Source organism: Moorena sp. SIO3E8 (genome assembly GCF_010692445.1).
GTDB lineage: Bacteria > Cyanobacteriota > Cyanobacteriia > Cyanobacteriales > Coleofasciculaceae > Moorena > Moorena bouillonii.
The window spans coordinates 76,823-100,991 of record NZ_JAAHHM010000004.1; the positions used below are offsets into that span (position 1 = coordinate 76,823).

Here is a 24,169-nt window from a genome sequence, read left to right on the forward strand (position 1 = left end):
TGTATAAGCCTAGTACACAATCTACGTAATTTTTCCCAAAACTATTATTATAACTCAAAATATTTTTGCAAGAGGTCTATTAGTCATGGCTTATTGTTCATTAGTCATAAATCATGGGTGATTGGGATGAATAATCACCCACTCCAGATAACTCATGGGGGCTGTCAGCTCAATAATCGCCTCTGGCGCTGGACTTTTGTCAAGAATAACAGACTCTACACGTCCTAGGGGTAAACCAGCTGGGAAAAGCTGGCTAACAGTGGAGGTAGCCACAGCATCACCAGGACGGACGTTTGGCACTTTATCAAAAAACTGCATTATTGCCCGATTAGTTCCTTGTCCACCCAAAAAACCCATGCTACGGCTACGGCTGATCACGGCACCTACCTTACTAGTGGGGTCACTGATCAGCAAGGCACGACTGGTGTGGGGTGTCACGCTAACGACTCTACCCACTACACCGCCAGGTGCCATAACAACGAAGCCCGTTTTGATTCCAGCTTCACTCCCTCTTCCCAGAATGATTTCTTGCCACCAACTGTCAGCGCTACGTCCCACAACAGGCGCAACAATTCTTAGTTTATTCTGGGTTTTATTATAACCTAACAGCTCTTTTAGCTTCTGGTTTTGGGTTTTGAGTTCCTCTACCTGCTGTTGTAGTTCCAGTATCCGCCCATTAGAGAGGCTTTCTTCTCTTGCAGGTAGCGATTGAAAAGGGCGGGTTATCAATTGATAGATTTCAAAAATTGTTGCACCCTGAGTTGTTCTCAGTAACCAAGCAGCAATTAGGGTAAGACTCCCCAGCATAATTGCTACTCCATGTCTCCCCCACCAGCGACGCAGCATGTACATAGCCTATCCATAAAATAGTCAGATTTTGGCTAATCAGTGAGTTTTTACACTAGCCACACTCAATCTACACTCTTGATATATTGAACTAAAATACTCTTTAAGGTTGATGTTTAATAGCTGACCACTACATATTACGGGAACGCCCACTAAACACCCGCTCTAACTGTTTGTAGTTCTCTAATACTCGACCAGTTCCCAAAACAACGCAGCTGAGTGGATCAGCTGCCACATGGGTGACAATGCCACTTTCATGACTAATAAGTGTATCTAATCCTTTCAATAAAGCACCACCACCCGCCAGCATAATACCTCTATCAATAATATCAGCTGCCAGTTCGGGGGGAGTCCGTTCTAGAGTGCGCTTAACAGCATCAACAATAACAGAAAGGGGTTCTGCCATACTTTCACGAATCTCTGGTCGTTTGATGGTGACAGTTCGTGGCAAGCCAGACAGCAAGTGTAATCCTCGCACTTCCATGGCAGCTTCATTATCCTCAGGTGTCGGATAGGCTGAGCCAATGCGGATTTTGATGTCTTCTGCTGTCCGTTCCCCAATCACTAGGTTATGGACTTTTTTCATATACTGAGTGATTGCCTCATTCAGTTCATCTCCCGCAACACGCACTGATTCACTTAGAACGGTCCCCTGTAAACTGAGAACTGCTACCTCAGTGGTGCCTCCACCGATATCAATAATCATGTTACCGGTTGGTTCTGCTACAGGTAATCCAGCACCAATGGCTGCTGCTACTGGTTCATCAATTAACCTAACTTCTCTAGCACCAGCTTGTAATGCGGCTTCCATGACGGCTCGTCGCTCCACACCTGTGACACCGCTGGGGATACCAATCACAATTCGAGGTGAAACTAGGGCTTTGCCTTCGTTTACCCGCTGGATGAAGTGCTTCAGCATCAGTTCAGCGGTATCGAAGTCAGCAATCACACCATCCCGTAAAGGACGTAGGGCAACTACATTACCTGGGGTTCTTCCCAACATCTTTTTTGCCTCTTCGCCTACGGCTAGAGGAAGCTTTTCGTCTTGATCAATGGCAACCACAGAAGGCTCTTGAAGAACAATGCCCTTACCAGATACATAGACTAAGGTGTTAGCTGTACCCAGGTCTATACCCATGTCCCGTGACAGGGAAAAGTGATTTAAAATACTCACTAGTTTCTACGCCTCACAAAATGCTGTGTACAACCGAAATTGCACCGAAACTGTAACTGAGGTGGATTCTATTATGTTTTATCCAGTTAGTCTAGTACGCTAGTACACTAGGTGATCATGATTCTCCGGATACTCTTTAGAATAAATTTCTGCAAATACACCCAACTGCAAATACACAACGGTTTCACTGGCTCAAGTTAAGCTTAAGTTAACTATAATTCTCTTGATTATTGACTTGCTTCGGTCAGTTAAAATAAGTTAGTAATTGTTATACACCAGCTAAATCTGCTATTGTAGAGCCATAACCAGTACAAAAGTACCAATATAACTATGAGTCTCAATGTTGTCCACTTAGTCGGCCGTGCAGGTACAGACCCAGATGTTAAGTATTTTGAGTCTGGGGGTGTATTGTGTAAACTGGCCTTGGCAGTGAGACGACGGACACGCAATAGTGATCAGCCTGACTGGTTCAACTTAGAGATTTGGGGGAAGACGGCGGAAGTAGCTGCTAATTATGTGCGTAAAGGTAGCTTAATTGGTGTAAAAGGGTCTTTGAAGATTGACACTTGGAGCGATCGCACCACCGGAGCTGATCGCTCACAACCTGTGATCCGAGTAGAGCGCCTTGATTTACTTGGCTCTAAGCGTGATAGTGACCCCAGCGCTGTAAGCAGCTATGATAACACCGAATTTTGAATAGTTTTGATTTATACTCAAACCTCCTAACTAATTAGCTATTAGCTTTCGAGGAAAGTAAGAGCTAGACTAGTATAGGTCTAGATTTCTCCGCTAGGTTCCGATACTTTTTAGCTACCAAAGTCTACCAAAGGCAGACCCTAGATCGCCAAGGCAAGATGCCATCGCACCCAGGGGGTATCTCCCAAAGATCTGACGGAATATCCCGTGAGCGCCATAAAATAGCAAATTACTTGAGGCAATGGCCAAGCTTTGTGATACTTTTGCCTACTGTCCACTAACTTTTTCAGCCAATTCCTGTATTTAGGTTATTACTTACCAGTTGCCGATCACTAGTTGCCGATCACTAGTCACACATCCTTCAGACGATGATTGTCTGATCCTACAGGTTCACCAAGAAGCCGTCTTACCTCAGTTTATGACCTGGCTAACCAGGTGGGCACCGTCGAATCTCGCTTGAAGTTTCTGGGTATTTTCCCAGTCTACTGCCGCAAATCCGATTAGTTCCCTTATATACATGAGCATAGATCAAAAAACACTATTGGCAGTCACCAACTTCCCAGTAAAACCTGCTGACTCTATTGTAGTAGTTGCTCAAAATATCTGCAACATCTAGGTGTTTGAGCACGGAAATGCCTAGCAGGAGAAAATAGTGTAAGACTTGACTGATTTTATTGATATTGGAACTATTGCGTGACTACAATCATTTCCTTAAATACTAACCATTTCCAAACCTTAGACTTGTCTCCAGCTCAGACATTGATTGAAACGTGGCTGCAAGACGGTGCGATCGCAAACTATGAGCAGCAGCTAGGCTTTAAGATTGATTTTGATTGCGATCCTGAGGATCCTCGGGAATTCTCAGAGATCCCAGAGGTGCGGTTATGGTTTGTGCGCTTGGATGCTACCTATCCCTGGTTACCTTTTTTACTAGATTGGAAATCTGGGGAATTCGTCCGCTATACTGCTATGCTAGTGCCCCACCAATTTAATCGTACAGAAGGCATCCAGTACAACTCTGAAGCCTTAGAAATTTTCGTGATGCAGAAGATATTTGTACTTACTCAATGGTTAAAGCAGTGGGGTATACAGAGCCCATCCCGCCTCAAGTCGATGGCTCAGTTACTCGGCTATGAACTTGATGATACTTTGTTTGATCTGATCGAAACCTCAGGGGGTGATATCAAGTCTGGTTGAATACCCATGATAAATAAGATGGATATGGAGATGGGGAGATGGAGTGGAGGCTCATCAGTATAAGAAACGCTATCTTGGCATAAGAAATACTATGAATGGGCAGCTTATGGCTGTGCAAAGTATAATGTCACATCGGGTTGATGATCATCTCAATCAACCCCTATAGCGTCAGCTTTCCATCCTCAACAGATTTTGGGGATAACAGAAAAGCACCTTGATTACTTTTTCAAGAAATACTGGGAACCTATTAGCTACCCCAAATTTGCTCTAATACAGTTTCCGGTTTGATATCAGCAATCCGACCGGTAGGTGATTGAATACCGTATACCCCCTCCTTGACAGGTAGTAGTTTTTTGGCCTCTGTCGGACCAAACAAGGCAATGGTAGGAGTACCAACAGCTACAGCTAGATGCATCGGTGCACTATCGGTACACAGCATCAAATTAGCACCAGCAATCATGGCTGCCAATTTCCCAATATCTTCTGGAGCAGTAACTTTGAGGTCACGATGGGACTCCATCATAGCCTGGCACCATTCTGCATCCTCTGGCCCTTTTAGCAAGACAATGGGTAGATCGGGTTGTTTTTGGCGAATGTCCTCAACAATCTGCTGCCATTTCTCAACTGGGTAGATTTTATCAATTCCTTGGGACAGAGCGAGTTTACTAGAACCGCCATGAATAAGAATGTAGCCAATTTCTGGAATGTCTAGCTGTTGCTGTTGAGCTTCTGCCCACTCAATATCTGATTTGGGAACCCTAACCGCAAGTTCTTGACAAGGAACGTTAATACCGAAACCTAGTAGTAAGTCGTGGTACATATGGGCAGCATACTGCTCAGTTTTTAGGGGCACAGGGTTGGTAAAAAACAAATCCCTTGAACCAGCTTGGTAACCAATTCGACGCACAATACCAGTCATCCAGAGCAACAGCCCAACTGACCACCGACGTCCCAGGGTCATCGCAGCATCGTACTCGCGATCGCGGATCACTCCCAACAAGTTACCAAAATCTGCGAGACCATTGCGGTCTTTAAAATCAAAGGTTAGGACTTCATCGACTGACTGACAAACCCGATAAGCCCCCTTGGCTCGCGGTTCCACAATAACGTCAATCTCAGCTTTGGGATAATACTGTTTTAGTTGTGAGAGGGTGGGAAAGAACAGGATTTGGTCGCCAATTCCACCAGGAACAAGGGCTAGTATTCTCATCTCAAATTACTTGAGCTTACGGATCAGCGTGAAGTACCCCAGCCTGCTTCGCTGAGGCTGGGGCTTCCAATCTCAACTGAATCAGGGACGGTCTTATTCGTCAATAGGGCTTCCCGCTTCATCCGCCGACGCCTCAACCAGCAAACTGGAATTGGTCTTACTCAGCGTCCACAGGCAGACATCCGCCTTCCGCAGACGTATAACTTTTACGACAGACTCACCTTGGAATTACGACTCTATGGTCAACCAGCCGGGGCAAGTCTCTTCCCTGAGCTCTGCTAGTACTTTGTACACCTAATGGTTTGACTAATTGATAAGAAATCAGACCATTTGTAAGGTAGCCTTTTAGTCAGTCAGGCGGGTCAGCAACCACCTTTATTATAACACAATTCGCAATAATTCGTCGTCTCACTATCCATACCCACCCTTAAGAGGGTGGGTATGGATAGCGAGGATTGTTAACTTGATTGCTGGAAGGACTAATTCTGATTCTATCCAGGGCATAGTATCCTAAGCTCAGCCATGAAGCAGGAGCTAAGAGGTAGAAAATCGTGCATTTATTAATTCCAGCAGCCGGAATGGGACGACGGATGGGGAGCGATCGCAATAAGCTTCTTTTAACACTTCTAGGTAAACCAATACTTGCTTGGACGCTACTAGCAGCAGAGAAAGCTAGTAGTATTAGCTGGATTGGGATCATCGGACAACCCTATGACTCGCCAGAGTTTAAAGCAATTCTAGCTGAACTTGCCCTATCTAAACCTGTGGAGTTGATTGAGGGGGGGGAAACACGGCAAGAATCTGTCTATAATGGCTTGCAGGCTTTACCAGCAGAAGCCGAAAGGGTGTTGATTCACGATGGTGCTAGATGCTTAGCTACCCCTGAGTTACTGGCACGGTGTGCCGAAGTCCTAATGGCTTGTCCCGGTCTAATTGCCGCTGTGCCAGTTAAGGATACTATTAAAGTGGTGGATGAAGCCAATCTTGTTCAAGATACACCGGATCGGAAAGGATTGTGGGCAGCACAGACACCCCAGGGATTTGAGGTGAAGTTGTTGAAACAGTGCCATGACCAAGGACGTAAGGCTGGCTGGGAAGTTACGGATGATGCAGCTTTGTTTGAACGGTGCAGCTTGCCAGTCAAGATTGTGGAAGGGGAGGAGACGAATTTGAAGGTAACTACCCCAGTGGATTTAGCGATCGCAGAATTTATCTTGCGCCAGCGTTTTGATATCAGTGGGAGCGAATCTAGTTAATTAATTGATTGATTATAATTAATTATCTTTTATGTTGTGCCAGGGAATGGAAAATTGCCAGGTACCAATCATAAAATCACTATGGAGATCCAACAACGCCACCCTTGGCCAGTCAATAGTGAAGAAGCTAAAGCAATTCAACAACAACTACAACCTGAGGTAATTTGTGAAGATCAGTTGGGGGAAGTGCAGTATGTTGCGGGTGTAGATGTAGGTTTTGAGGAGGATGGCGCTATATCACAGGCAGCAGTAGCAGTTTTAAGCTTTCCCGACTTGCAGCTGAGGGAAAATGCGATCGCATCGAGACCCACTACCTTTCCCTATGTACCAGGCTTCCTATCATTCCGAGAAGTCCCTGTAGTACTGGATGCTTTGGAAAAAATTAGCATTATCCCTGACTTAATTTTGTGTGATGGTCAGGGCATTGCCCATCCTCGTCGCTTTGGTCTTGCCTGCCATCTGGGGGTACTGACAGATATTCCTACCATTGGTGTGGCTAAGTCCCGATTCATTGGTGATCATGAGGAATTGCCCGAAAACAAAGGTAATTGGCAACCGCTGAGCCATGATGGAGAAATCATTGGAGCCGTTGTGCGTACTCGGACTGGAGTCAAGCCAGTCTATGTTTCCATTGGTCATCGCATTAGCTTACCCACAGCAATTGATTATGTGTTGCGCTGCACATCTAAGTATCGATTACCAGAAACAACTCGCTGGGCAGATCAACTAGCATCAAAGAGAAGTTAGAAGTTAGAAGTTAGAAGTTAGAAGTTAGAAGTTAGAAGTTAGAAGTTTCCATTTTTAATTCTTCATTCTTCATTCTTCATTCTTCATTCTTCCTTCTTCATTCTTCCTTCTTTTGGTAATACCTCTTCTTCTAATCGATTAACCCGTTCCTTGAGTTCTATTACTAAAGTAGCGAGACGCTTAAACATGGGGTGATCAGCGTCTACCCTGCTATAGGTATCAGTTGGTGATGGTCCCTGGTGTTGACTGGGTCGATTACTATCAGGAACTGACTGGTTGACCTGACGTAACTGAGTCTCTAACTGATTGAGTTTAAATCTCAAGTTAATTATCTCAGATTCAAGAGAAGAAATCCGCGATTCTACAACAGTTATAGAAGCTGTGGCTGGTGGAATAAACTGTGAAATAAAAATTCCTAAGATTAAGCCAAAAGTGAGTATTACGATTGTTCGTTTCAAAGTAGTACAACCCCATTAGTTATCTTACTACCCATTATGACTATAGCAGTTTTAAATTAGGTGATGTACAAATTTTTGGGTAATAGGTAATAGGTAATAGGTAATGGGGAATCGGGAATCGGGAATCGGGAATCGGGAATCGGGAACAGGGAAAAAATCCTGTGTACCTCATTAGGTTAGAACCCGCTATAGTTCATGTGGACTTTCATTGTAAGCATTTAACTATCAGCAGTCCGCTGAAGGGCTACAGGCATACTATAGCGTTTGTATTTGAGATGTAAACCTGTATGGTCTTTTTTTATTGGACAATAAAACTGAGGATCTCTTTCCCCTCTTGCCTCTTGCCTCTTGCCTCTTAGCCTTTGGGAGTATTTTCACAACCGATGATACAAAGGCTATATGAATGGCTGATAGCTGATAGCAGTAGGCTGAATACTTACATTGATACTTACATTCGGATAGCCAAGATCTAACAAAAAGAGCGAGTCACTTATCAAACCGCTCTTTTTGATAAGGGCATAAATAGTGAAGCACAAAGTAGAATTATAAATTTGTCTTAGGGATATTTTAACCCAAAGACATAGCTCCTTAGACATAGTTTGCCTACTCCTCCCTGATTGATCAGGCTTTAGGCTGTTTCCAACCAGTCATAAATTTTATCTAATTGCTCCAGAGTTACCAAACCATACTGCCAAAGAATCATTGGCAAAAGTCCTGGGTCTTGTTCCCGGTGTCTTAGTGCGATCGCAATAGAATCTCTTGAAATTGCTAACTCTTCTTGGAGAAAATGCAAGAATTTTGTATAAGTTTTTGGTGCCATTAGTTATCTTTCACCTCCTTTAATAGGCTCTATTTTGGAATTAGTAATCTGAATGTGTAAACCATCAGTAGCCACTATCTCATCTGTCCACTAGGAAATTACGAACATTGGTTGTACCTGACAAACGAAACAGTCGGAAATTTGAAGGTTTTAAGATTTTAAGGATAATTAATCCCATAGGAAAGGAGTTAACTTTCCCTATCATCACCCGACTAGGATTTAGGATGACAGGAATAGCACTCTAGTATCCCTGTATAAATTTTCAGGGTTAAGAGGCTGATTACCTGTGTCCTAAATCACTGCCAACCTGAGATTTTCGTCAACCTAGAACAGCAATCTTATGTATCTTGCCAGTATCGCATCGGAAATACCCCACTAGCATCACCCCTAGACCTTGCCAACACAGTGAGTTGGAAAGACCATCCTAGCTCCTATGCTTAAGTCAATTACAATTCGGCAGTTTTAAACACACACTCCGTCAGGCGCTTGATTGACAAGCGTCTGTCAAGTTAAAAACTTTGGCTGGCGTACGCTATAACTGACTACTCTCTCACACCATTAACTTAGCGATTCACCGCTAAGACTCAGTAGCGTCACCCCTACCCTTGTTTTCCCAACCTTGATTAATTATGTCAAGGGCAGCCATTAGTAATCAAGGGTATAGTCATTTGCGAGCTTTTTACATCTGTCTTAGGAAAGATTACCCTAATTTAGCTTAATTCGCCAGAAGCCCCACGACAGAGGTAAGCATTTAACTATAGATCCGAAACGTAAGTAATCGCTTACTTCTGACTTCTGACTTCTGACTTCTAACTTGCGCGTAGCGCTATATTAGTTAGGTGCGGTAGTACTCCCATCCAGAAATTTGACAGTGACCTGGTCACCTACTTTCAGACCCAGTTCAGCCGCACGTCCGCCACGAAGTTCAATCACTTGGTCAATAATTTTCATTCCTGGACCATAGGTAGGGCATTCATCGGTTTCGCAGGGGGGGACAGATTTTGCGATCGCTTTTACTTCCCCATTTCTTAGAAACACCATATCCAGATAGATTTTAACATTCTTCATCCAAAACCTGACACGTTGTGGTGGGTCGAAGCCAAATAACATCCCCCGATCCGGTGCTAGAGATAGGCGATACATCAATCCCATTGCCTTTTGCTCACGGCTCTGTGCCACTTCCAGCGAAATCCGCTCACCTGCGATTTCAGCTTCAGCAGAAATTGGTAACATTTGACCTAATTTGGTTGGTGATTGTGATACTGATGGCGCTGTTGCTGGCGGTTGACCAGATTTCACAGAGGTACTATTTATAGTGTCTTCTGGAACTGACCCTGCTGAACAGCCCATCAGTAAAATACTTAGTGCTATTGAACATAGAGTGATTTGAAACTTCATAGCCCTTTTCCCTATTATCAAGTATCAAGTATCAAGTATGAAGTGGGGAGTCGGGAGTCGGGAGTCGGGAGTCGGGAGTCGGGAGTCGGGAGTGGGAAGTGCGAACCATGGCATTGATTGGTTACTCAGCCACTAGTATAGTTTCACCCAACACCGTTCAAGCTCCAACCTCCACCCTTCAACCTCCAACCTCCAACCTCCAACCTCCAACCTTGGCCTTTGGCCACGCTACGCGAACAACCTTCAACCTTGGCCTTTGGCCACGCTACGCGAACAACCTCCAACCTTGGCCTTTGGCCACGCTACGCGAACAACCTCCAACCTTCAACCTTGGCCTTTGGCCACGCTACGCGAACAACCTTCAACCTTGGCCTTTGGCCACGCTACGCGAACAACCTTCAACCTTCAACCCCACAACCCTAAGCCTCCCGCAACACATAACCAACACCACGCACCGTCTGGATTAATCGCCTTTCACCTTCATCTTCAATCTTGAGACGTAAATAGCGAATATAGACTTCGATGACATTGGACTCTCCCATAAAGTCATAACCCCAAACATTTTCCAAAATTTGTTCGCGAGTTAATACTTCCCTCGGATGGCTGATCAAATACTTGAGCAGTTCAAACTCTTTCATGGTCAAATCAATGACCCGTCCATTGCGCATTGCTCTACGCTGGCTTAGGTCTAACGTTAGTTCTCCAAACCTAAGCTGCTCGGAGCCTCCTGTTTTTGGCTCTAGATAAAGGCGCACCATTTTTACAAATGGCTCGGTACGATAGGGTTTAAGGAAATAATCATCAGCCCCTGCTTCTATACAAGCCACTCGATCCTCTACTCGGTCATGAGCCATCAGCATGATTACAGGTACGCGAGAGCCTTCACGTCTGAGCTGATCGCATAATCTCAGCCCTGATTCTCCTGAAAGGGCTCTATCCACAACCACCATTGCTGGCTGGAGTTCACAAGCTTGATGGCAAGCAATGGCGGCATCAAGGGCAATGACGGTATGATAACCTGCTTCTTTCAAGTCCTGACTCAGCCGTTCCGCCAATATTTGATCGTTTTCTACAACTAAGACGCAGGGATTCCTTTCCAGGGTCAGATTTGGCATAGATAATGCTTGTCAGCACAAGCTGGATATAACTATGGTGAATACCAACCCTGTTTTAGCATGTCCTCATTAAATCTTGCTGAGTGAGTAATAGGTAATGGGTAATGGGTAATAGGTAATGGGGAATGGGTAATGGGTAATGGGTAATAGGTAATGGGTAATGGGTAATGGGTAATGGGTAATGGGTAATTGGTAATTGGTAATTGGTAATGGGTAATGGGTAATGGGTAATGGGTAATGGGTAATTGGTAATTGGTAATTGGTAATGGGTAATTGGTAATTGGTAATTGGTAATTGGTAAGCTATCAGCTATCAGCTACATCTCAAAACAAAAAAAATAGCCGTAGAAATACTATCCACGGCTATTTAAATGACTTATGTCACTGAGTTCCCAAACCGAACCTGATGTGATCCTATTTCGACCAGACCTGAGCCTTGGCCAGGGGGGGGTTTCCCCCCCAGAAATTTAACGTGTTATGGCAACAGCCAATACTTCATCATGGTTGTCCTCACTTCCCCTGGAGTTTCAGTAGGTTCCAAAGGGCTCCAGTCGGCAATCTCCCCATAGCCAAGGGCATAAAACCTTTGCATACTATGGATTACGGCTTGACGAGGACCTTTGAGAGTGTGCTCAACAGGTTGTTTTTTGAGGTTTTGGTTGATTTTTTTTGACATAAGTCGAAACTTTAAATCATTGTGGATCAATATTGATTATTGTAATGATTATATTTTATTTTGTCAAGGGGTTTTAAAAATTTTTTTGGGAAAGTTTTACAGGTGATATAGCGGTTTGTGACTTTGTTAAGTAAATAGTTATGGGGTTTTATGGAACAGGGAATAGGGAACAGGGAACAGGGAACAGGGAAAAGAGAATAAAGCAGTTCCCATTCAATCTACGTTATTTATGAAATTAAAAAATAAACTTTATTTTTTTTGGTAACCTTTTCATAAATAAATTATCTACAACTTCTTATATAAGCTATCAGCTTTTTAAGACAAAAAGTAAGCATTAGTTTAATCTGAGTTACAGCCGTTTTCAGATGAATTCACCTCACTACCTTTAGCTCAAAGCCCCCTAAATCCCCCAATTCTGGGGGACTTTAACTCAATTTTTACCCCTGGTGCGCTTACAGTCGTTGAATTAAATTCGCCACGGGTCGTACCTTAGATAAACAGGACTATTTCCCGATTCCCGATTCCCGATTCCCGATTCCCGATTCCCGATTACCTATTACCTATTACCGATTCCCGATTCCCGATTCCCGATTCCCGATTCCCGATTCCCGATTACCTATTACCTATTACCGATTACCGATTCCCGATTCCCGATTCCCGATTCCCGATTCCCGATTCCCGATTCCCGATTACCCATTACCCATTACCTATTACCTATTACCTATTACCCATTACCTTGTTTTCAGCTGACCGCTGACTGCTGACTACTTACAGTTTGATTAATTTCAATTTCTTCAATTGGACGCTCAATTTCTGTGATAGTTTTGCTAAAGGTTACTTGACCCATAACTTGCCACTTTAGTTTAACTTTAGGGGTATTATTAAGATAATCGTAGCCACCTTCAAGGATAGTAATTTTGCTAATAGTGTGAGTTGTAGCTGTTTGTTTGCCTTGATAATTGTTAGCCCTTGATAAATTATAAGTTTCGATTAGTTCTTTGGTGTTAGTTAAAATAACCCCTGTCGTCAGGGAAGCTAATTTTTCTAAGTTAGTTAGGTCAGCGTCGCAGATATCGATTAAAAATTCTTGTTTAAATTCCCTGGATGTAGTAATTATTGTGGGGTTTTGTTGGTCGGGGTGTAACTCTTGTGGATGGCTTGATATCAATGTTGGCGAAATTTCCCATTTACCGGGATAGATAGCGATGTGTGGTAGTTTTGTTGGTGATTCAGTAATAGGAGCAGGAACAATTTTTATTTGAGGTTGGGAGATGTCTTTAATTAGTTCTTGCTGAAGCTGCTGGCTGATTTGGGATAGTAAGTTTTGAATCATTTTTTTTAGGTGATGGGAGTTAGGCAGCCGTTTTTGAGGTCTGATTCTGTCTGATTTGACTTTCAACAGCCTCTAGGGTAAATAATTGTCTCCTGCATTCCAAGTATACATCCATGTAGGGGCGGGTTCCCTGCTTGTGTCTGGTTTAACTACATTCCCTTCATTATTTGATTACCATTCCCATTACGATTAATGTTACTATAGGTATAGCTATAGTTAAGTAATGACCTAAATGTGAAAACCGATACCATCTTCTATCGTCTGTTTCAATCGTTTTCCAGTATATTCTTTGAATTAATTAACCATTCCCCTACAGAAGCACAAGCTTATCAATTCGCCTCTGTGGAAGTCAAACAACTAGCATTTAGAATTGATGGAGTATTCCTGCCGACAACCACCACACCCGAACAACCAATTTATTTTGTAGAAGTCCAATTTCAGAGGGACTCTGAATTTTACTCCCGCTTCTTTACCGAAATTTTCATGTACTTAAACAAAACTAAACTCAGCAATGATTGGCGTGGTGTGGTGATTTACCCGAGCCGCAATGTGGATAAAGGAGCAACTCAACAATATCTTGAATTACTCGATTCCCCAAGGGGATCTCGGATTTATCTCGATGAATTAGCCGAGACCTCTGCAACATCGGTGGGTATAGCTACAGTACAGCTAATTGTCACCAAGGAAGATACTGCAATCGCACAAGCTCAAGACTTGATTCAACGAACCACTGAGGAGATAGACAATGAACCACAAAAGCGAGAACTTCTACAATTAATAGAGACCATACTAGTGTATAAGTTACCCAAACTCAGTCGCACGGAGATAGAAGCAATGTTTAGCTTAAGTGATTTACGGCAAACTAAAGTTTATCAGGAGGCTTTAGCCGAAGGTAGGCTTGAAGGCATACAAGAAGGCAGACTTGAAGGTATACAAGAAGGTAGACTTGAAGGTAAAATTCAAGGCAAATTAGAGTCGATACCTCGGTTGTTAGCGTTGGGTTTAACCGTAGAACAAGTTGCCCAAGCTTTAGAATTAGAGGTTGAACTTGTGAAACAGGTGCTCGAGCAGTCAACGGATCCCTAAAACAACAAGCATCCCATAGAAAAATCGCATTCCCTAGGCTAGGTGGGCAAATAATGAGAGTTTGGCAATTTCCTCAGCAGTCATGTCCATTTGCCCACCCTACAAGATCTAAATTACTCAATTCTCAATTCTCAATTCTCAATTCCCGATTCCCGATTCCCGATTCCCGATTCCCGATGACATTCTAAATTCTCAATTCTCAATTCTCAATTCTCAATTCCCGAAGGATTCTATCGCCTAGGATAAACTTGTGGTCTCTCGGCAGGCGGTTTAGGCTCGGGACATACCACTTGATCAGGTCGTAGGTTCTTTGTATAATTGGTAAATCGCTCATTTCCAGGAAAAAATAAAAATTCCGCCTGCGGCGGAAGATGGTAAAATAAAAATAAAATCGGAAATGGTAAAAGGGCAAAAGGGCAAATAATATCACGCCTAGGAACAAACTACCCTGAAACCGTCGTTGTCATACCATGGATCCGGCGAGTCTTTGTTGCGAGCGGCACAGCGGCAGGCCCTCGGATAGTTGATCCAAGTGCCACCGCGCCGTATTAGATTATCATTATCATTTTCACTCAACCAGGCGCTGCCGTCTATTGGGGCACGATTATAGTCGCCGTGCCAAGTATCTTGACACCATTCCCATACATTACCCATCAGATCATACAATTTAAAGTTATTCGGTATTTTTTGTCCTACTGGATGAGTTTTGTTACCAGAATTACCACTGTACCAAGCATACTCTCCCAGTTTTGACTCGTCGTCGCCATAGTAATATCTAGTTGTCGTACCTGCTCGACAGGCATATTCCCATTCCGCCTCACTGGGCAAACGGAATTTTCGCTCCTTGAGTTGACCCTCAAGTTTTTGATTGACTCGCGCACAAAATTCCTTGGCTTCATACCAGCTTACCTGCTCAACTGGGAGAGACTCGCCTTTAAATTTAGATGGCTCTGCATTCAAGCTCCTGTCAACTGGCTTGTAACTAGCAACGGCTTGCCACTGCTGCTGGGTTACTTGATACTTCCCCATCCAGAACGCTGGTACATTTACCTGATGCTGGGGTCCTTCGTCAGCCTCCCTACCAGACTCATTGTCGGGCGAACCCATCAGGAAGCTACCTGCTTTGATGGGTTGCATTTCTAGGATAACCCCGTTACCTAAATCAAAGAAGATTTCTGAAACTAAACCAAACTTTTCTAAGGTGCTTTTGATGTAGGTGATGATGGCTTGTTCCGTGGGGACTACGACCAGGGAGGAGTCTCTAGATGGGCTGATGGTGTTACTAAATTGCGCTACCTCTACGCCGTTCCCGAGTTTCAGACTCTGACTGACTTCCAACTTTTTGCTTGTAAACGACTCTTGTAACCCTTGCACTTGCTTGTCTACATAGGTTTTCACTGCCAGTTCCGTGGGGACAGCTTGATTCGAGTTGTCTGCCAAGGTAATATCGCTGGAAAATTCATTAACCGCTTCTCCGAATTCTAGTTTCAGGTTTCCCTTGACTTCCAGTTTAGCGGTGGGATTGTCTGTCCCAATTCCTACGTTGCCTTTAACCTTCAGGGCGTCTTCAATGGTTAGAGGTCCGTGGAAGCTTGTTGCTTTTTGTTTTATGTCTTGAAGAGTCTTACCCAAACGGTCAATTTCATCCATGGCGGCATTCCAATCTGCCGAAAGGATCAAATCTCCAGGATTTTTCTGTTTTGGTTCAAAGCCGTTGGTCATTGCTGCTCCCTAAGCTTTCTAATTCTCACTAAAATAAAATTTCCCACACAAGAGTTAACTTAAATTTATCGCTCTTGGTAATTACAGGAAAAATCACTCGATTATACATGATTCCCTTGCCTTTTTCTAGGCTATTGAACAAACCCGCCTCAGTCAACTCAACTGGCTGTTTATCAGGTTCCCCAAAATCTAGGTCTACAGACAACATAATTTTACACTTTTTACTGTCACCGTCTCCAGTCTCGATTAAATCTTTGGACTCAAACGGTTTAAGTTCTTTCCGAAACACCTCCCAGGGCTATTTCATTCTCATGAAAGCAAATAAATGCTAGATTTACAGGTTAAACCAGTGTTTCATGAGTTCCCATGGGTTTGCCACCCCCACCTGCCCCTACAATCTTACTTCCAAGCCTTCCCCCAGAAAAGTCAAACCCTGAGCGTATTGAGATTTTGGAAGCCTTTGTCGATATTCCAGATGGCCGCAATGCTTCCGGGAAACGGCATCAACTCAGCCTGTGTCTAGCCCTGTTTACCCTGGCTATCGCGGCTGGGAATCGAGGATTTCTAGCTATCGGTGACTGGCTCACTAGTTATCGGGAGGAGCTCATTGAACTATTTGATCCCCCTTTGGGCCGACTTCCTTCGTACAGTACGATTCGCCGTGTTCTGATCAACCTAGACTATCAGCAGTATTCTGCGGCCTTGGCTCGTTTTTTTGGTATTGAACCCAAGCCTGGAGAAACCAAAGCCATTGATGGTAAAGTCCTACGAGGCTCGTACCAACGTTCTTGGTGATAATCCCGACTCTCCACCTCACCGAGCAATTATACTAGTGAGCGCTTATCTGGTTGAGCGAGGTTTGATTCTAGAACCGAACCCATGTCAATAGCAAAACCAATGAAATCAAAGCTTTGCCTGAATTTATCAAGCAACTGGCTGAGGCGGGTGTCGTCTTTGCCTTTGATGCGATTAGTACTCAAAAAAAACAGCTGAGTTAATCATTGAAAGTGGAAACCACTACCTGGGTGCGCTCAAAGGCAATCAGAGCAATCTGTTCAAAAGCGTCAAAGCCCACTTTGTTGTCCAACACAGTCACACTGACATCAGTAAAGGGCATGGTCGTGTTGAGAAACGAGTTGTTAGCATCTGCACACAACTTGATCACATCAAGCCCTGGCCGGGGCTAAAAACCCTCATTCGAGTGGAAAGTGTTCGACAATTCAAAAAGGGTAGACAACTTCGTTTGGAAACGGAAACACGCTCCGCATGTTGCTTCTTTCAACGAATCTGCAGAGTCTTTTGCTCAGCGCATTCGAGGATATTGGGGTGTAGAAAATAAGGTTCATTATGTTCGCGATTTCACCCAGGGAGAAGATGCTTCACGTATTCGCATGCATCAGTTACCTCAAATCTTTGCGGTTGCTCGTAACTTTGCACTCAATATCTATCGCTCTAATCACTTCTCAAATATGGCCCAGGCAGAGCGACGGTGCAAGTTTGGACTAGACACACTCAAGCGCATTTTTAGAATGAAATAGCCCTGAAACACCTCCTGTCCCAATTGAGTATCCGTAGCTGGAGCAACTTTGGTGCTGCCGCCAGTCCCTAATGCGATGTAGCGGATCGGATCAATGGTTTGATTAGTAAATAACTTGGCAACTAATTCCCGCCCTGTGTAAACAATCGAGTTATCAGCTTTAACTTCCTGCAACAGCTGATCTTGAGGATTATATTTTTGGATAGTCAACCTACCTTTCATGTCGAGGCTTTCGGCAATTTTCATAGAATTAAGAATCGGGAATCGGGAATCGGGAATCGGGAATCGGGAATCGGGAATCGGGAATCGGGAATTGGGAATCGGGAAGTTAGAAGTTAGAAGTTAGAAGTTAGAAGTTAGAAGTTAGAAGTTAGAAGTTAGAAGTTAGAAGTTAGAAGTTAGAAGTTAGAAGTTAGAAGTTAAAAGTTAGAAGTTAAAAGTTAAAAGTTAGCATTTACCAGGTTAGTGAGGTATATTTAAGTTTTTTATCCCGACTCCCGACTCCCGACTCCCGACTCCCGATTCCCTACTCCCTACTCCCTACTCCCTTTCCTCAAGCAAAACGATTGCCGCTATCAAAGCCCGTATAGTCAAATACTCCACAAGTAAGCAGGTTATCAGACATTTCGTGGACTACTCCCTCTGGATAGGGAACCTGAAGACTACTAATAGTCAAGGTATCTTCGGCAAGATGTTCTTCCAGAAAAGGAGAACGCTCGACTCCCAACCGTGCTACCATCTCGTGAGTTTCCTGAAAGCGCTTTTCATAGGTAATCATCCCCAGAACACCAGCGGCTTTAACCTTGTCAATAATTCCAGCAATTTGATGACGAGGATGATCCCCTGCTTGCTGAAACTTATCAGTAAAGCCGGGAATATCCCAAGGAATTTTTACCTCAAACACCCCTGGGGTGAGTTTGTAGAGTCTCATTTCCAGAGAGACGGCGGGTTGACTCAAGGCAAAGGTGGTTTCACCAAAGCGCTGTTGGTCAAATCGGGCCAGGGGAACCCCATCAGCTAACTGGGCTTCCAGCCGCCAGCGAGAGGTTTGGGTTGGTAGTTGGGGCGTTCCTTCTGTTGCATAAGGTTTACCGTTGACTTCAACAGTATTCTCTCGAAAGGACAATACATCGGATGCCCTCGCTTCTCCTTGGTAAGTAACCGATTCTTCAGTATCGCACCTAACAACTCGCACATTGTATAATACCATAGGGAGATTTGGCTGAACTGCCAGGAAAATTTCGATGTCCTCAGGGTGCGGGTTGGGGTTATATACCTCAAATTCTTCCCCAAGTGTCAGCACGTAGGAATGTTCTGGCTGATTATGAGGATGCAACTGAGTCAGCCGAGGCATGAACTCTTTAATTTCAATGGTTTCCTTAGCAGCTTGAGCTGCGGGAGAATCTCCTAAAATTCCCAAGTTGGCTGCCACCAAATCAATAATCCCTTGCTTGGTAGCTGCTCCTTGACGGAGGATTTGAATCAAGCCTTTGAGTCGCTCTCGGTAAGGAGCATAACTCTTGGCAATCTCATTGGGATAGGCTGCTTCTAGCAATTGCCGATTCTGGATAATCAGATCATTTCCCTGGGGAGGGGTTTCTGGTCGGGGTTGGTCGGTGTCTTGGTAAGTTTTTTGGTATAGTGAGGGGTCTTCAAGACACCGATTCAGTCCCTTAATTAACCCCTGGTCTACCTCCGCCAGAGTAGGAATAGGGCTAGGGCTGATATAGTCTGGATAGGCAGCGTCTAACAACAAGCGATTGAGACGTTGTCGGTCTTCCCCGATTGGTTGTTGTGCCAGCAGTTGCTGAGCGGCTTTGCTAAGAGTCAGGGTTTGGAAGTATGGCTTATTTTTCCCATAGAGGGAGGGATTAACCAGCTGTTGGTTGAGTGTTTGCACCAGTCCCTGCTCTAGGGGTTCAGGAAGCGGGGGGAAACCGTCATAGTGATTCAGCAGTTCCAGGGTTTCTGGGGGCAAGTGAATCTTGAGATAATGACTGAGTGGATCGGTATCAACGGTAGCAACCAACAGCTTAATGGCCAGACCGGGCAGATCCCTGAAAGACTCTAGGTTAAATTGAGCCTGGGCAACCTGATAGCGCTCCAGAAGGGTCTTGGTATCGTGATCAAGTTGCGATCGCAAATACTGAGACAGTTCATCCCTGCCTTCATGAAGTTTCTTGGCCAAGTTACTGACATTTTTAAGACTCCCTGGACTAAACTGGTGACTAACCTGTACCAGTTGAGAGGTGCCCCCTAAAGCTTCTAGGTAGAGAGCAAAAAGTTGATCTAAATCTCCCTTTTTGTTAGCAATAAAGCCTTGAGACCCTTCATTGTCAGCGGTATCCACATGATGGGAACGCATCACAGCGAGCAAGTCGGTTTCCCCTTGCTCTAGCAAGACGCCAAAGACATCAATAAATTGGTAGAGCAAACTCTCAACATTGGCTCCGTCATAGAAGTGAGGAAACCGATTGCTGATGCTGGTGGTTTTGCCGCGTTTTTCCATTACCTATTACCTATTACCTACTCAAAGTCCCCCTTTCTAAGAGGATATCTGAAAAGTTTTTTGATACTGAATTTTGCCCCCCTAGCCCCCCAATTCTGGGGGGAACAAGAATCCAATTAGCTGGGAAAAGTCCCCCTTGCTAAGGGGGATTTAGGGGGATCCCCACCTCAGGGGATAGAGAATTGCTACATTACTTATCTTCAATTACAATTTCCAAAGTAGACGGCACTTGTAACTGAATCTCTGCGCGTTCTACAATCGCAATGGGAATATTGTCCTGATAGGAGCTACCCTTGGCTCTGAGTTCAAGCTGATCAATCGTGTAGCTAGAATCTCCGAGAAAGCTTCGGAGTGCTTCCATTAACTTCTCCTGATTTTCCTTTGAAACTTGGCCATTGCTGATGAAAATCTTAAGGATTTCCTTGGCCAGATTGCCTGCCTTAGTCCTGATATCCACCAGCAGCAGAGTTTTCAATTGGTTATAATCCAGATTTTCTCCCACTGCTAGTTTGGGTAACTGCTCCAGAGAGGGAGTCACAATACTTGTAACTGCAGCTTTCATGGCACTCTTAAGTTGTGCTGGAGCAACAGTTTCGGGAACTGCAACCGCCGGAGTTAGCCTTAAATTCAAAGTAGCGATCGCAACCTCAACAACCTAGATATCGCTGGTAATGATAAACTTATCAGCATCACCTAACTGAGTTTTTTCAAATTTGTTTACCTGAATTTGCTTCTGGTCTCGGTCAATTCTATCCTCAGCATCTTCCCCATTAATAAACCGAAAATCCTCCAGTTTCCAATTAATATCTAGCACTGATTCTACGGTTTTTGCTTGCTTAACCAGCTGCTCAAGTTGAATATTTTCTTCTGGTTGGAGTTGCTCAAAATAAGCACTAACCTGCTCCTCAACCTGTTGGTAAATGTGCTGCTTCTCTTGTTGGGTAACTGTAACCGGTAGGATTAACTTCAATGCTCCAGTAATGGTGAGTAATCTCTCATAGAGAAATACCGAACTGAGCTGAGCCTGCTCCACAAACGTGACCTTAACGGTTTCGCCATCAAAGGGAATCCCTGGTTGCCAGAAGGAGGGAATTAACTTGATTGCTTCGATGGTGGTGATTGTTTCAATTCTTGCCTTAATCTCACTTTTAACCACTTCCTGGGATGGTTTGAAGTCAGCAAAATATTGTTTTAGCGCTGTTTCAATTGCCTGTTGTTTCTGGTCATCTAGTGCTTGAGCCTTAATTTGTAAGGCTACAAGCAGGGGTTTGATTTCTGAGGCAACGCGAACCGAGTGGGGGGTGAACTTTTCTAAGATATCTACTTCTAGCCGTTTCACTGGCGTTTCGGAGGATTTATAGTGCTGGGTAGACAGTTCAGTGCCTTCTGAATTACGAATACTGGTCGTGAGGGTAAAATCAACTAAATCATTGACACCGTTGCAGCCTAGTATCTTCCTCGTGAGTTGAGAGATCAGCAGGGGTTGACCCATTTTCTGGTCTTTGAGATGGGAGATAATTGTCTGCTGGACCTGTTCTTCCAACTGTAGCCGTTCCTCTGGAGACAGTTTCAGTTCTGGTTGGAGTTCAAGTTGGAATACCCCATCAACGTTCACTGCTGTCGCCGGTTTAAGTAATGGGTAGATTCCCGCTGCCTTAACTCGGTCAATTTCCTGTTTGAGCTGACTAACTTTCTCAAGATCTGTAAAATCAATGCCATCAACGAATATTTCAATAATGCCAAAGTCTTGTCGTGAAATAGGCCGCTCATTGCTAACCGTAAGAGTTACCCTATCAACCACTAACTCTTTCCAAGTTGCATTAGCCTGAGCTTCCCCAGCTGCTCCAGGAATACCAGCCTCTACCTCCACCTCCACTGCTGGATTTTGACCTGCTGAGAGGATTACCTCTTGAGTGGTGTGATAGTCTTTAGTTTTTGTGTCTGAGACTTGGAGTGTTATAGTTGTCCCTTTGGGAACCTTAAGCTCTTCAGTAAGGGACTCACGATGAGTAACCATTACCTTGCCCCTAGGGAAGTGGAAGTTTTCTCTAACTTGCACTTCCCTCACCCCAGGTAAACTCAACAGAGCATTCCGGATGGAAGTAGTATTACCGCCACTGGTCGCCAACAAGGTTTGCTTGGCTCGTTGGCGCAGTTGTTCGTCACTCTCCTGTAGTTTACCGGTAAATCCCAGGGTTTCTTGATTATTAACTGACTTCACCCCCACTACCGGCTGAGGCATCACCACAATGGTTTCAGCTTCAGTTTCCTCTGTTTTACCCCGTCGTAGAGCCTGGACTCTCACCTGGGCAGTGGTTTGGTCTTTGGAAATCTTGCCTTCTTCAATGGTCTTGTAGGCTTTTTTGGGAGACTCCTGGGTATCTTCCGTAGTTACTAGTGTACCTTTGGGAATAAAAATATCTTCATCAATGCCCAGATCTCGCGTAAAGGTAACTTTTCCGGTAGCATAGTCCGGTTCTCCCCGCTTAATGCCTAAAATGGCAACAACTTTGTCAAGGTCAATGCCTTCGGCGGTATCCACAAAACCAGAGAGATATACCCGTTGCATCTGCTCGTAGAGGACGGCGAGTTCCCAAGCAAAAGATTCGTATAGAGTGCGCACCACACTGCCTTCTTGAAAATCAGTTAGTGTGGGAGGAGTGCGACTCTGCATGGCCTCGAACAGTTGAGCAAAGCCTTTTTTTTCAAAAACCATCAAATTACCCTCCAGGTAGGGAAAAGCTCAGGGTCAAGGGTGTTTCCTGGCCTACAGCTTTAAGGACTAAAGTTGCTACGAGTGTATAACGTTGCTGACGAGAGGGAGGCTCAAAATCTATGGCCTTGATTTCTTCTATCCGAGGTTCTTGAGCTAGACACTCACGGATATAGAGATTAGCAAGGGAGCGAAGACGATTATTATTTTGTTCACCCACTAACAGGTGGAGCCGTGACCCATAATTGGGATGTCCCAAAGCCGCCAGCTCCCCTTTACGGGTGTAAAGGCGATTGAGAATTGCCTGAGCCAAATTATCTAAACCTGTCGCTGTGGCCAAGTCACGATTGACACTTTGAAGGTCTACGAATTGTCGCTCAGAAATGAATTGTCCGCTGTGGCGGCGAGTGAATAATAAATCTTTTTCCATTTGGTGATGGGGAATGGGGAATGGGGAATCGGTAATGGCTGATAGCTGTTCGCGCAGCGTGCGCGTAGCGCATAGGCTGATCGGTAATGGCTGATAGCTGTTCGCGCAGCGTGCGCGTAGCGCATAGGCTGGAGCAAGAGCCAGCTTAAGCCCTTGCCAATTCTACTGTTGAGTAGTCTTGAGAAGCAATAGGCTACTCAACTTACCCATTACCCATTGCGATTATCATTACTATTATGATTAGACTAGGTATAGTTAAGTAATGAGCTGAATGTGAAAACCGACACCATCTTCTATCGCCTGTTTCAATCGTTTCCCAGTATTTTCTTTGAATTAATTCACCATTGTGCTACTGAGGCACTTGGTTATCAATTCGCTTCTGTGGAAGTCAAACAACTAGCTTTTAGAATTGATGGGGTATTCCTGCCGACAACTACCACAGCCCAACAACCGATTTATTTTGTAGAAGTCCAATTTCAGAGGGACTCTCAATTTTACTCCCGCTTCTTTAGTGAAATTTTCATGTACTTAGACCAAACTGAACTCAGCAATGATTGGCGTGGTGTGGTGATTTACCCTAGTCGCAATGTGGATAAAGGAGCAACTCTTAGGTATCGAGAATTACTCGATTCCCCAAGGGTATCTCGGATTTATCTCGATGAATTAGCCGAGATATCTGCAACATCGGTGGGTATAGCCACAGTACAGCTAATTGTCACCAAGGAAGATACTGCGATAGCACTTGCTCAAGAGTTGATTCAACGGACCACTGAGGAGATCGAGAATGAACGACAAAGAACAGAACTTCTACAATTAATAGAGACCATACTGGTGTATAAGTTACCCAAACTCAGTCGTAGGGAGATAGAAGCAATGTTTAGCTTAAGTGATTTACGGCAAACCAAAGTTTATCAGGAGGCTTTAGCCGAAGGCAGACTTGAAGGTATACAAGAAGGCAGACTTGAAGGTAAAATTCAAGCCAAATTAGAGTCCATACCTCGGTTGTTAGCTTTGGGGTTAACCATAGAACAAGTTGCCCAAGCTTTAGAATTAGAAGTTGAACAAGTGAAACAGGTGCTCGAGCAGTCAACGGATAGTTGAAATAAAAACCATCCCATAGTTAGGTAATAGGTAATGGGTAATAGGTTATGGGTTATATAGCGTTATTTACAGTTGTGAGGTACGCTTATAAACCTCAAAGTCCCCCTTTTCAAGGGGGATTTAGGGGGATCCCTTTGTATCTCATA

General features: G+C 44.2%; 30 protein-coding genes and 1 other RNA gene. 10 read left to right on the forward strand and 21 right to left on the reverse strand.

What is annotated here, in order from left to right; genetic code table 11:
- Positions 1–111 precede the first annotated feature (111 nt).
- Both mreC and F6K46_RS03210 read right to left on the reverse strand, forming a co-directional pair.
- Positions 112–852 (reverse strand): rod shape-determining protein MreC, encoded by a 741-nt coding sequence (mreC, locus tag F6K46_RS03205; protein ID WP_293055289.1) that lies wholly within the window; start codon positions 850–852, stop codon positions 112–114.
- A gap of 124 nt (positions 853–976) precedes the next feature.
- On the reverse strand, positions 977–1,984 hold the full coding sequence (locus F6K46_RS03210) for a rod shape-determining protein (protein ID WP_070393270.1): 1,008 nt from the start codon (positions 1,982–1,984) through the stop codon (positions 977–979).
- A gap of 366 nt (positions 1,985–2,350) precedes the next feature.
- Here F6K46_RS03210 and F6K46_RS03215 point away from each other — a divergent pair, with 366 nt between their 5' ends.
- Entirely contained in the window at positions 2,351–2,716 is a 366-nt protein-coding gene (locus F6K46_RS03215) for a single-stranded DNA-binding protein (RefSeq protein WP_070393269.1), read from the forward strand.
- A 114-nt stretch (positions 2,717–2,830) separates the two neighbouring features.
- Here the strand turns inward: F6K46_RS03215 and F6K46_RS03220 are convergent, their stop codons facing one another.
- A complete protein-coding gene (locus F6K46_RS03220; protein WP_293055291.1) occupies positions 2,831–2,965 on the reverse strand; it encodes a hypothetical protein in 135 nt (44 codons plus the stop codon).
- 137 nt (positions 2,966–3,102) lie between these two features.
- Positions 3,103–3,285, reverse strand: a non-coding RNA gene (gene ssrS, locus F6K46_RS03225) — 6S RNA.
- A gap of 124 nt (positions 3,286–3,409) precedes the next feature.
- Here ssrS and F6K46_RS03230 point away from each other — a divergent pair.
- Positions 3,410–3,913: a CRR6 family NdhI maturation factor gene (locus F6K46_RS03230; protein WP_075900049.1), complete on the forward strand. Its 504-nt coding sequence runs from the start codon at positions 3,410–3,412 to the stop codon at positions 3,911–3,913.
- Between the two features lie 247 nt (positions 3,914–4,160).
- Here the strand turns inward: F6K46_RS03230 and F6K46_RS03235 are convergent, their stop codons facing one another.
- On the reverse strand, positions 4,161–5,123 hold the full coding sequence (locus F6K46_RS03235) for a glycosyltransferase family 9 protein (RefSeq protein ID WP_293055294.1): 963 nt from the start codon (positions 5,121–5,123) through the stop codon (positions 4,161–4,163).
- Between the two features lie 551 nt (positions 5,124–5,674).
- On the opposite strand from F6K46_RS03235, the gene ispD reads away from it, so the two are divergent.
- Together ispD and nfi are read left to right on the forward strand one after the other, a co-directional pair.
- A complete protein-coding gene (gene ispD / locus F6K46_RS03240; RefSeq protein ID WP_293055296.1) occupies positions 5,675–6,379 on the forward strand; it encodes a 2-C-methyl-D-erythritol 4-phosphate cytidylyltransferase in 705 nt (234 codons plus the stop codon).
- Between the two features lie 81 nt (positions 6,380–6,460).
- Complete coding sequence (gene nfi / locus F6K46_RS03245; RefSeq protein ID WP_293055297.1) at positions 6,461–7,126, forward strand: deoxyribonuclease V; 666 nt, start codon at positions 6,461–6,463, stop codon at positions 7,124–7,126.
- Positions 7,127–7,209: 83 nt separating this feature from the next.
- Here nfi and F6K46_RS03250 read toward each other — a convergent pair whose 3' ends face one another.
- The 4 genes from F6K46_RS03250 to F6K46_RS03265 all read right to left on the reverse strand — a co-directional run bounded on the left by F6K46_RS03250 (position 7,210) and on the right by F6K46_RS03265 (position 9,802).
- Positions 7,210–7,584, reverse strand: a complete 375-nt coding sequence (locus F6K46_RS03250) for a hypothetical protein (protein WP_293055299.1) — start codon at positions 7,582–7,584, stop codon at positions 7,210–7,212.
- Positions 7,585–7,624: 40 nt separating this feature from the next.
- Entirely contained in the window at positions 7,625–7,756 is a 132-nt protein-coding gene (locus F6K46_RS03255) for a hypothetical protein (RefSeq protein WP_293055301.1), read from the reverse strand.
- Positions 7,757–8,212: 456 nt separating this feature from the next.
- Positions 8,213–8,404, reverse strand: coding sequence for a DUF2949 domain-containing protein (locus tag F6K46_RS03260; protein WP_070396710.1), 192 nt, complete (start codon positions 8,402–8,404; stop codon positions 8,213–8,215).
- An 831-nt stretch (positions 8,405–9,235) separates the two neighbouring features.
- Positions 9,236–9,802, reverse strand: a complete 567-nt coding sequence (locus F6K46_RS03265) for a DUF192 domain-containing protein (RefSeq protein WP_293055304.1) — start codon at positions 9,800–9,802, stop codon at positions 9,236–9,238.
- A 107-nt stretch (positions 9,803–9,909) separates the two neighbouring features.
- On the opposite strand from F6K46_RS03265, the gene F6K46_RS03270 reads away from it, so the two are divergent.
- On the forward strand, positions 9,910–10,269 hold the full coding sequence (locus F6K46_RS03270; protein ID WP_293055306.1) for a hypothetical protein: 360 nt from the start codon (positions 9,910–9,912) through the stop codon (positions 10,267–10,269).
- On the opposite strand, the gene nblR is transcribed toward F6K46_RS03270, so the two are convergent.
- The 3 genes from nblR to F6K46_RS03285 all read right to left on the reverse strand — a co-directional run bounded on the left by nblR (position 10,222) and on the right by F6K46_RS03285 (position 12,925).
- Positions 10,222–10,917: a response regulator transcription factor NblR gene (gene nblR / locus F6K46_RS03275; RefSeq protein ID WP_075900037.1), complete on the reverse strand. Its 696-nt coding sequence runs from the start codon at positions 10,915–10,917 to the stop codon at positions 10,222–10,224. The genes F6K46_RS03270 and nblR overlap by 48 nt on opposite strands.
- A 474-nt stretch (positions 10,918–11,391) precedes the next feature.
- Positions 11,392–11,592 (reverse strand): hypothetical protein, encoded by a 201-nt coding sequence (locus F6K46_RS03280; protein ID WP_293055308.1) that lies wholly within the window; start codon positions 11,590–11,592, stop codon positions 11,392–11,394.
- 742 nt (positions 11,593–12,334) lie between these two features.
- Positions 12,335–12,925, reverse strand: coding sequence for a hypothetical protein (locus F6K46_RS03285; protein WP_293055310.1), 591 nt, complete (start codon positions 12,923–12,925; stop codon positions 12,335–12,337).
- Between the two features lie 234 nt (positions 12,926–13,159).
- Here F6K46_RS03285 and F6K46_RS03290 point away from each other — a divergent pair, with 234 nt between their 5' ends.
- Both F6K46_RS03290 and F6K46_RS03295 read left to right on the forward strand, forming a co-directional pair.
- Positions 13,160–14,011 (forward strand): Rpn family recombination-promoting nuclease/putative transposase, encoded by an 852-nt coding sequence (locus F6K46_RS03290; protein WP_293055312.1) that lies wholly within the window; start codon positions 13,160–13,162, stop codon positions 14,009–14,011.
- A gap of 53 nt (positions 14,012–14,064) precedes the next feature.
- Positions 14,065–14,199 carry a hypothetical protein gene (locus tag F6K46_RS03295; RefSeq protein WP_293055314.1) on the forward strand — a complete coding sequence of 45 codons (135 nt, stop codon included), beginning with the start codon at positions 14,065–14,067 and terminating at the stop codon, positions 14,197–14,199.
- 244 nt (positions 14,200–14,443) lie between these two features.
- On the opposite strand, the gene F6K46_RS03300 is transcribed toward F6K46_RS03295, so the two are convergent.
- Both F6K46_RS03300 and F6K46_RS03305 read right to left on the reverse strand, forming a co-directional pair.
- Positions 14,444–15,733, reverse strand: coding sequence for a formylglycine-generating enzyme family protein (locus F6K46_RS03300; protein ID WP_293055316.1), 1,290 nt, complete (start codon positions 15,731–15,733; stop codon positions 14,444–14,446).
- A gap of 28 nt (positions 15,734–15,761) precedes the next feature.
- On the reverse strand, positions 15,762–16,022 hold the full coding sequence (locus F6K46_RS03305; protein WP_293055318.1) for a hypothetical protein: 261 nt from the start codon (positions 16,020–16,022) through the stop codon (positions 15,762–15,764).
- A 77-nt stretch (positions 16,023–16,099) separates the two neighbouring features.
- Between F6K46_RS03305 and F6K46_RS03310 the strand changes: the two genes are divergently transcribed.
- A complete protein-coding gene (locus F6K46_RS03310) occupies positions 16,100–16,528 on the forward strand; it encodes a transposase family protein (RefSeq protein ID WP_293055320.1) in 429 nt (142 codons plus the stop codon).
- A 29-nt stretch (positions 16,529–16,557) separates the two neighbouring features.
- On the opposite strand, the gene F6K46_RS03315 is transcribed toward F6K46_RS03310, so the two are convergent.
- The 3 genes from F6K46_RS03315 to F6K46_RS03325 form a co-directional block, all read right to left on the reverse strand.
- Complete coding sequence (locus F6K46_RS03315) at positions 16,558–16,713, reverse strand: hypothetical protein (RefSeq protein WP_293055322.1); 156 nt, start codon at positions 16,711–16,713, stop codon at positions 16,558–16,560.
- Positions 16,714–16,727: 14 nt separating this feature from the next.
- Complete coding sequence (locus F6K46_RS03320) at positions 16,728–16,898, reverse strand: hypothetical protein (RefSeq protein WP_293055324.1); 171 nt, start codon at positions 16,896–16,898, stop codon at positions 16,728–16,730.
- Between the two features lie 291 nt (positions 16,899–17,189).
- Complete coding sequence (locus F6K46_RS03325) at positions 17,190–17,480, reverse strand: hypothetical protein (protein WP_293116769.1); 291 nt, start codon at positions 17,478–17,480, stop codon at positions 17,190–17,192.
- Between the two features lie 10 nt (positions 17,481–17,490).
- Between F6K46_RS03325 and F6K46_RS03330 the strand changes: the two genes are divergently transcribed.
- Positions 17,491–17,616 (forward strand): hypothetical protein, encoded by a 126-nt coding sequence (locus F6K46_RS03330; RefSeq protein WP_293055328.1) that lies wholly within the window; start codon positions 17,491–17,493, stop codon positions 17,614–17,616.
- Between the two features lie 207 nt (positions 17,617–17,823).
- On the opposite strand, the gene F6K46_RS03335 is transcribed toward F6K46_RS03330, so the two are convergent.
- From F6K46_RS03335 to F6K46_RS03350, 4 genes are all read right to left on the reverse strand, one after another.
- Positions 17,824–19,779: a hypothetical protein gene (locus tag F6K46_RS03335; RefSeq protein ID WP_293055330.1), complete on the reverse strand. Its 1,956-nt coding sequence runs from the start codon at positions 19,777–19,779 to the stop codon at positions 17,824–17,826.
- A gap of 190 nt (positions 19,780–19,969) precedes the next feature.
- The gene (locus F6K46_RS03340) at positions 19,970–20,410 is read right to left on the reverse strand and encodes a hypothetical protein (protein WP_293055332.1); all 441 of its coding nucleotides are present in this window, start codon (positions 20,408–20,410) and stop codon (positions 19,970–19,972) included.
- Positions 20,411–20,434: 24 nt separating this feature from the next.
- The gene (locus tag F6K46_RS03345) at positions 20,435–22,495 is read right to left on the reverse strand and encodes a baseplate J/gp47 family protein (RefSeq protein ID WP_293023989.1); all 2,061 of its coding nucleotides are present in this window, start codon (positions 22,493–22,495) and stop codon (positions 20,435–20,437) included.
- Between the two features lie 4 nt (positions 22,496–22,499).
- Entirely contained in the window at positions 22,500–22,922 is a 423-nt protein-coding gene (locus F6K46_RS03350; RefSeq protein WP_075899940.1) for a GPW/gp25 family protein, read from the reverse strand.
- Between the two features lie 273 nt (positions 22,923–23,195).
- On the opposite strand from F6K46_RS03350, the gene F6K46_RS03355 reads away from it, so the two are divergent.
- On the forward strand, positions 23,196–24,023 hold the full coding sequence (locus F6K46_RS03355) for an Rpn family recombination-promoting nuclease/putative transposase (RefSeq protein ID WP_293055335.1): 828 nt from the start codon (positions 23,196–23,198) through the stop codon (positions 24,021–24,023).
- Positions 24,024–24,169: the final 146 nt, after the last annotated feature.

Bases quoted from the DNA above. Each gene is read 5' to 3' on its own strand.
- F6K46_RS03310 (WP_293055320.1), top strand. From the start codon at position 16,100: ATGGGTTTGCCACCCCCACCTGCCCCTACAATCTTACTTCCAAGCCTT.
- F6K46_RS03235 (WP_293055294.1), bottom strand. From the start codon at position 5,123: ATGAGAATACTAGCCCTTGTTCCTGGTGGAATTGGCGACCAAATCCTG.
- F6K46_RS03215 (WP_070393269.1), top strand. From the start codon at position 2,351: ATGAGTCTCAATGTTGTCCACTTAGTCGGCCGTGCAGGTACAGACCCA.
- F6K46_RS03255 (WP_293055301.1), bottom strand. From the start codon at position 7,756: ATGAGGTACACAGGATTTTTTCCCTGTTCCCGATTCCCGATTCCCGAT.
- nblR (WP_075900037.1), bottom strand. From the start codon at position 10,917: ATGCCAAATCTGACCCTGGAAAGGAATCCCTGCGTCTTAGTTGTAGAA.
- F6K46_RS03300 (WP_293055316.1), bottom strand. From the start codon at position 15,733: ATGACCAACGGCTTTGAACCAAAACAGAAAAATCCTGGAGATTTGATC.
- F6K46_RS03280 (WP_293055308.1), bottom strand. From the start codon at position 11,592: ATGTCAAAAAAAATCAACCAAAACCTCAAAAAACAACCTGTTGAGCAC.
- F6K46_RS03345 (WP_293023989.1), bottom strand. From the start codon at position 22,495: ATGGTTTTTGAAAAAAAAGGCTTTGCTCAACTGTTCGAGGCCATGCAG.
- F6K46_RS03265 (WP_293055304.1), bottom strand. From the start codon at position 9,802: ATGAAGTTTCAAATCACTCTATGTTCAATAGCACTAAGTATTTTACTG.
- mreC (WP_293055289.1), bottom strand. From the start codon at position 852: ATGTACATGCTGCGTCGCTGGTGGGGGAGACATGGAGTAGCAATTATG.
- F6K46_RS03260 (WP_070396710.1), bottom strand. From the start codon at position 8,404: ATGGCACCAAAAACTTATACAAAATTCTTGCATTTTCTCCAAGAAGAG.
- F6K46_RS03270 (WP_293055306.1), top strand. From the start codon at position 9,910: ATGGCATTGATTGGTTACTCAGCCACTAGTATAGTTTCACCCAACACC.
- F6K46_RS03295 (WP_293055314.1), top strand. From the start codon at position 14,065: ATGAGAGTTTGGCAATTTCCTCAGCAGTCATGTCCATTTGCCCACCCT.
- F6K46_RS03350 (WP_075899940.1), bottom strand. From the start codon at position 22,922: ATGGAAAAAGATTTATTATTCACTCGCCGCCACAGCGGACAATTCATT.
- F6K46_RS03330 (WP_293055328.1), top strand. From the start codon at position 17,491: ATGTCGAGGCTTTCGGCAATTTTCATAGAATTAAGAATCGGGAATCGG.
- F6K46_RS03335 (WP_293055330.1), bottom strand. From the start codon at position 19,779: ATGGAAAAACGCGGCAAAACCACCAGCATCAGCAATCGGTTTCCTCAC.
- nfi (WP_293055297.1), top strand. From the start codon at position 6,461: ATGGAGATCCAACAACGCCACCCTTGGCCAGTCAATAGTGAAGAAGCT.
- F6K46_RS03285 (WP_293055310.1), bottom strand. From the start codon at position 12,925: ATGATTCAAAACTTACTATCCCAAATCAGCCAGCAGCTTCAGCAAGAA.
- F6K46_RS03210 (WP_070393270.1), bottom strand. From the start codon at position 1,984: ATGGGTATAGACCTGGGTACAGCTAACACCTTAGTCTATGTATCTGGT.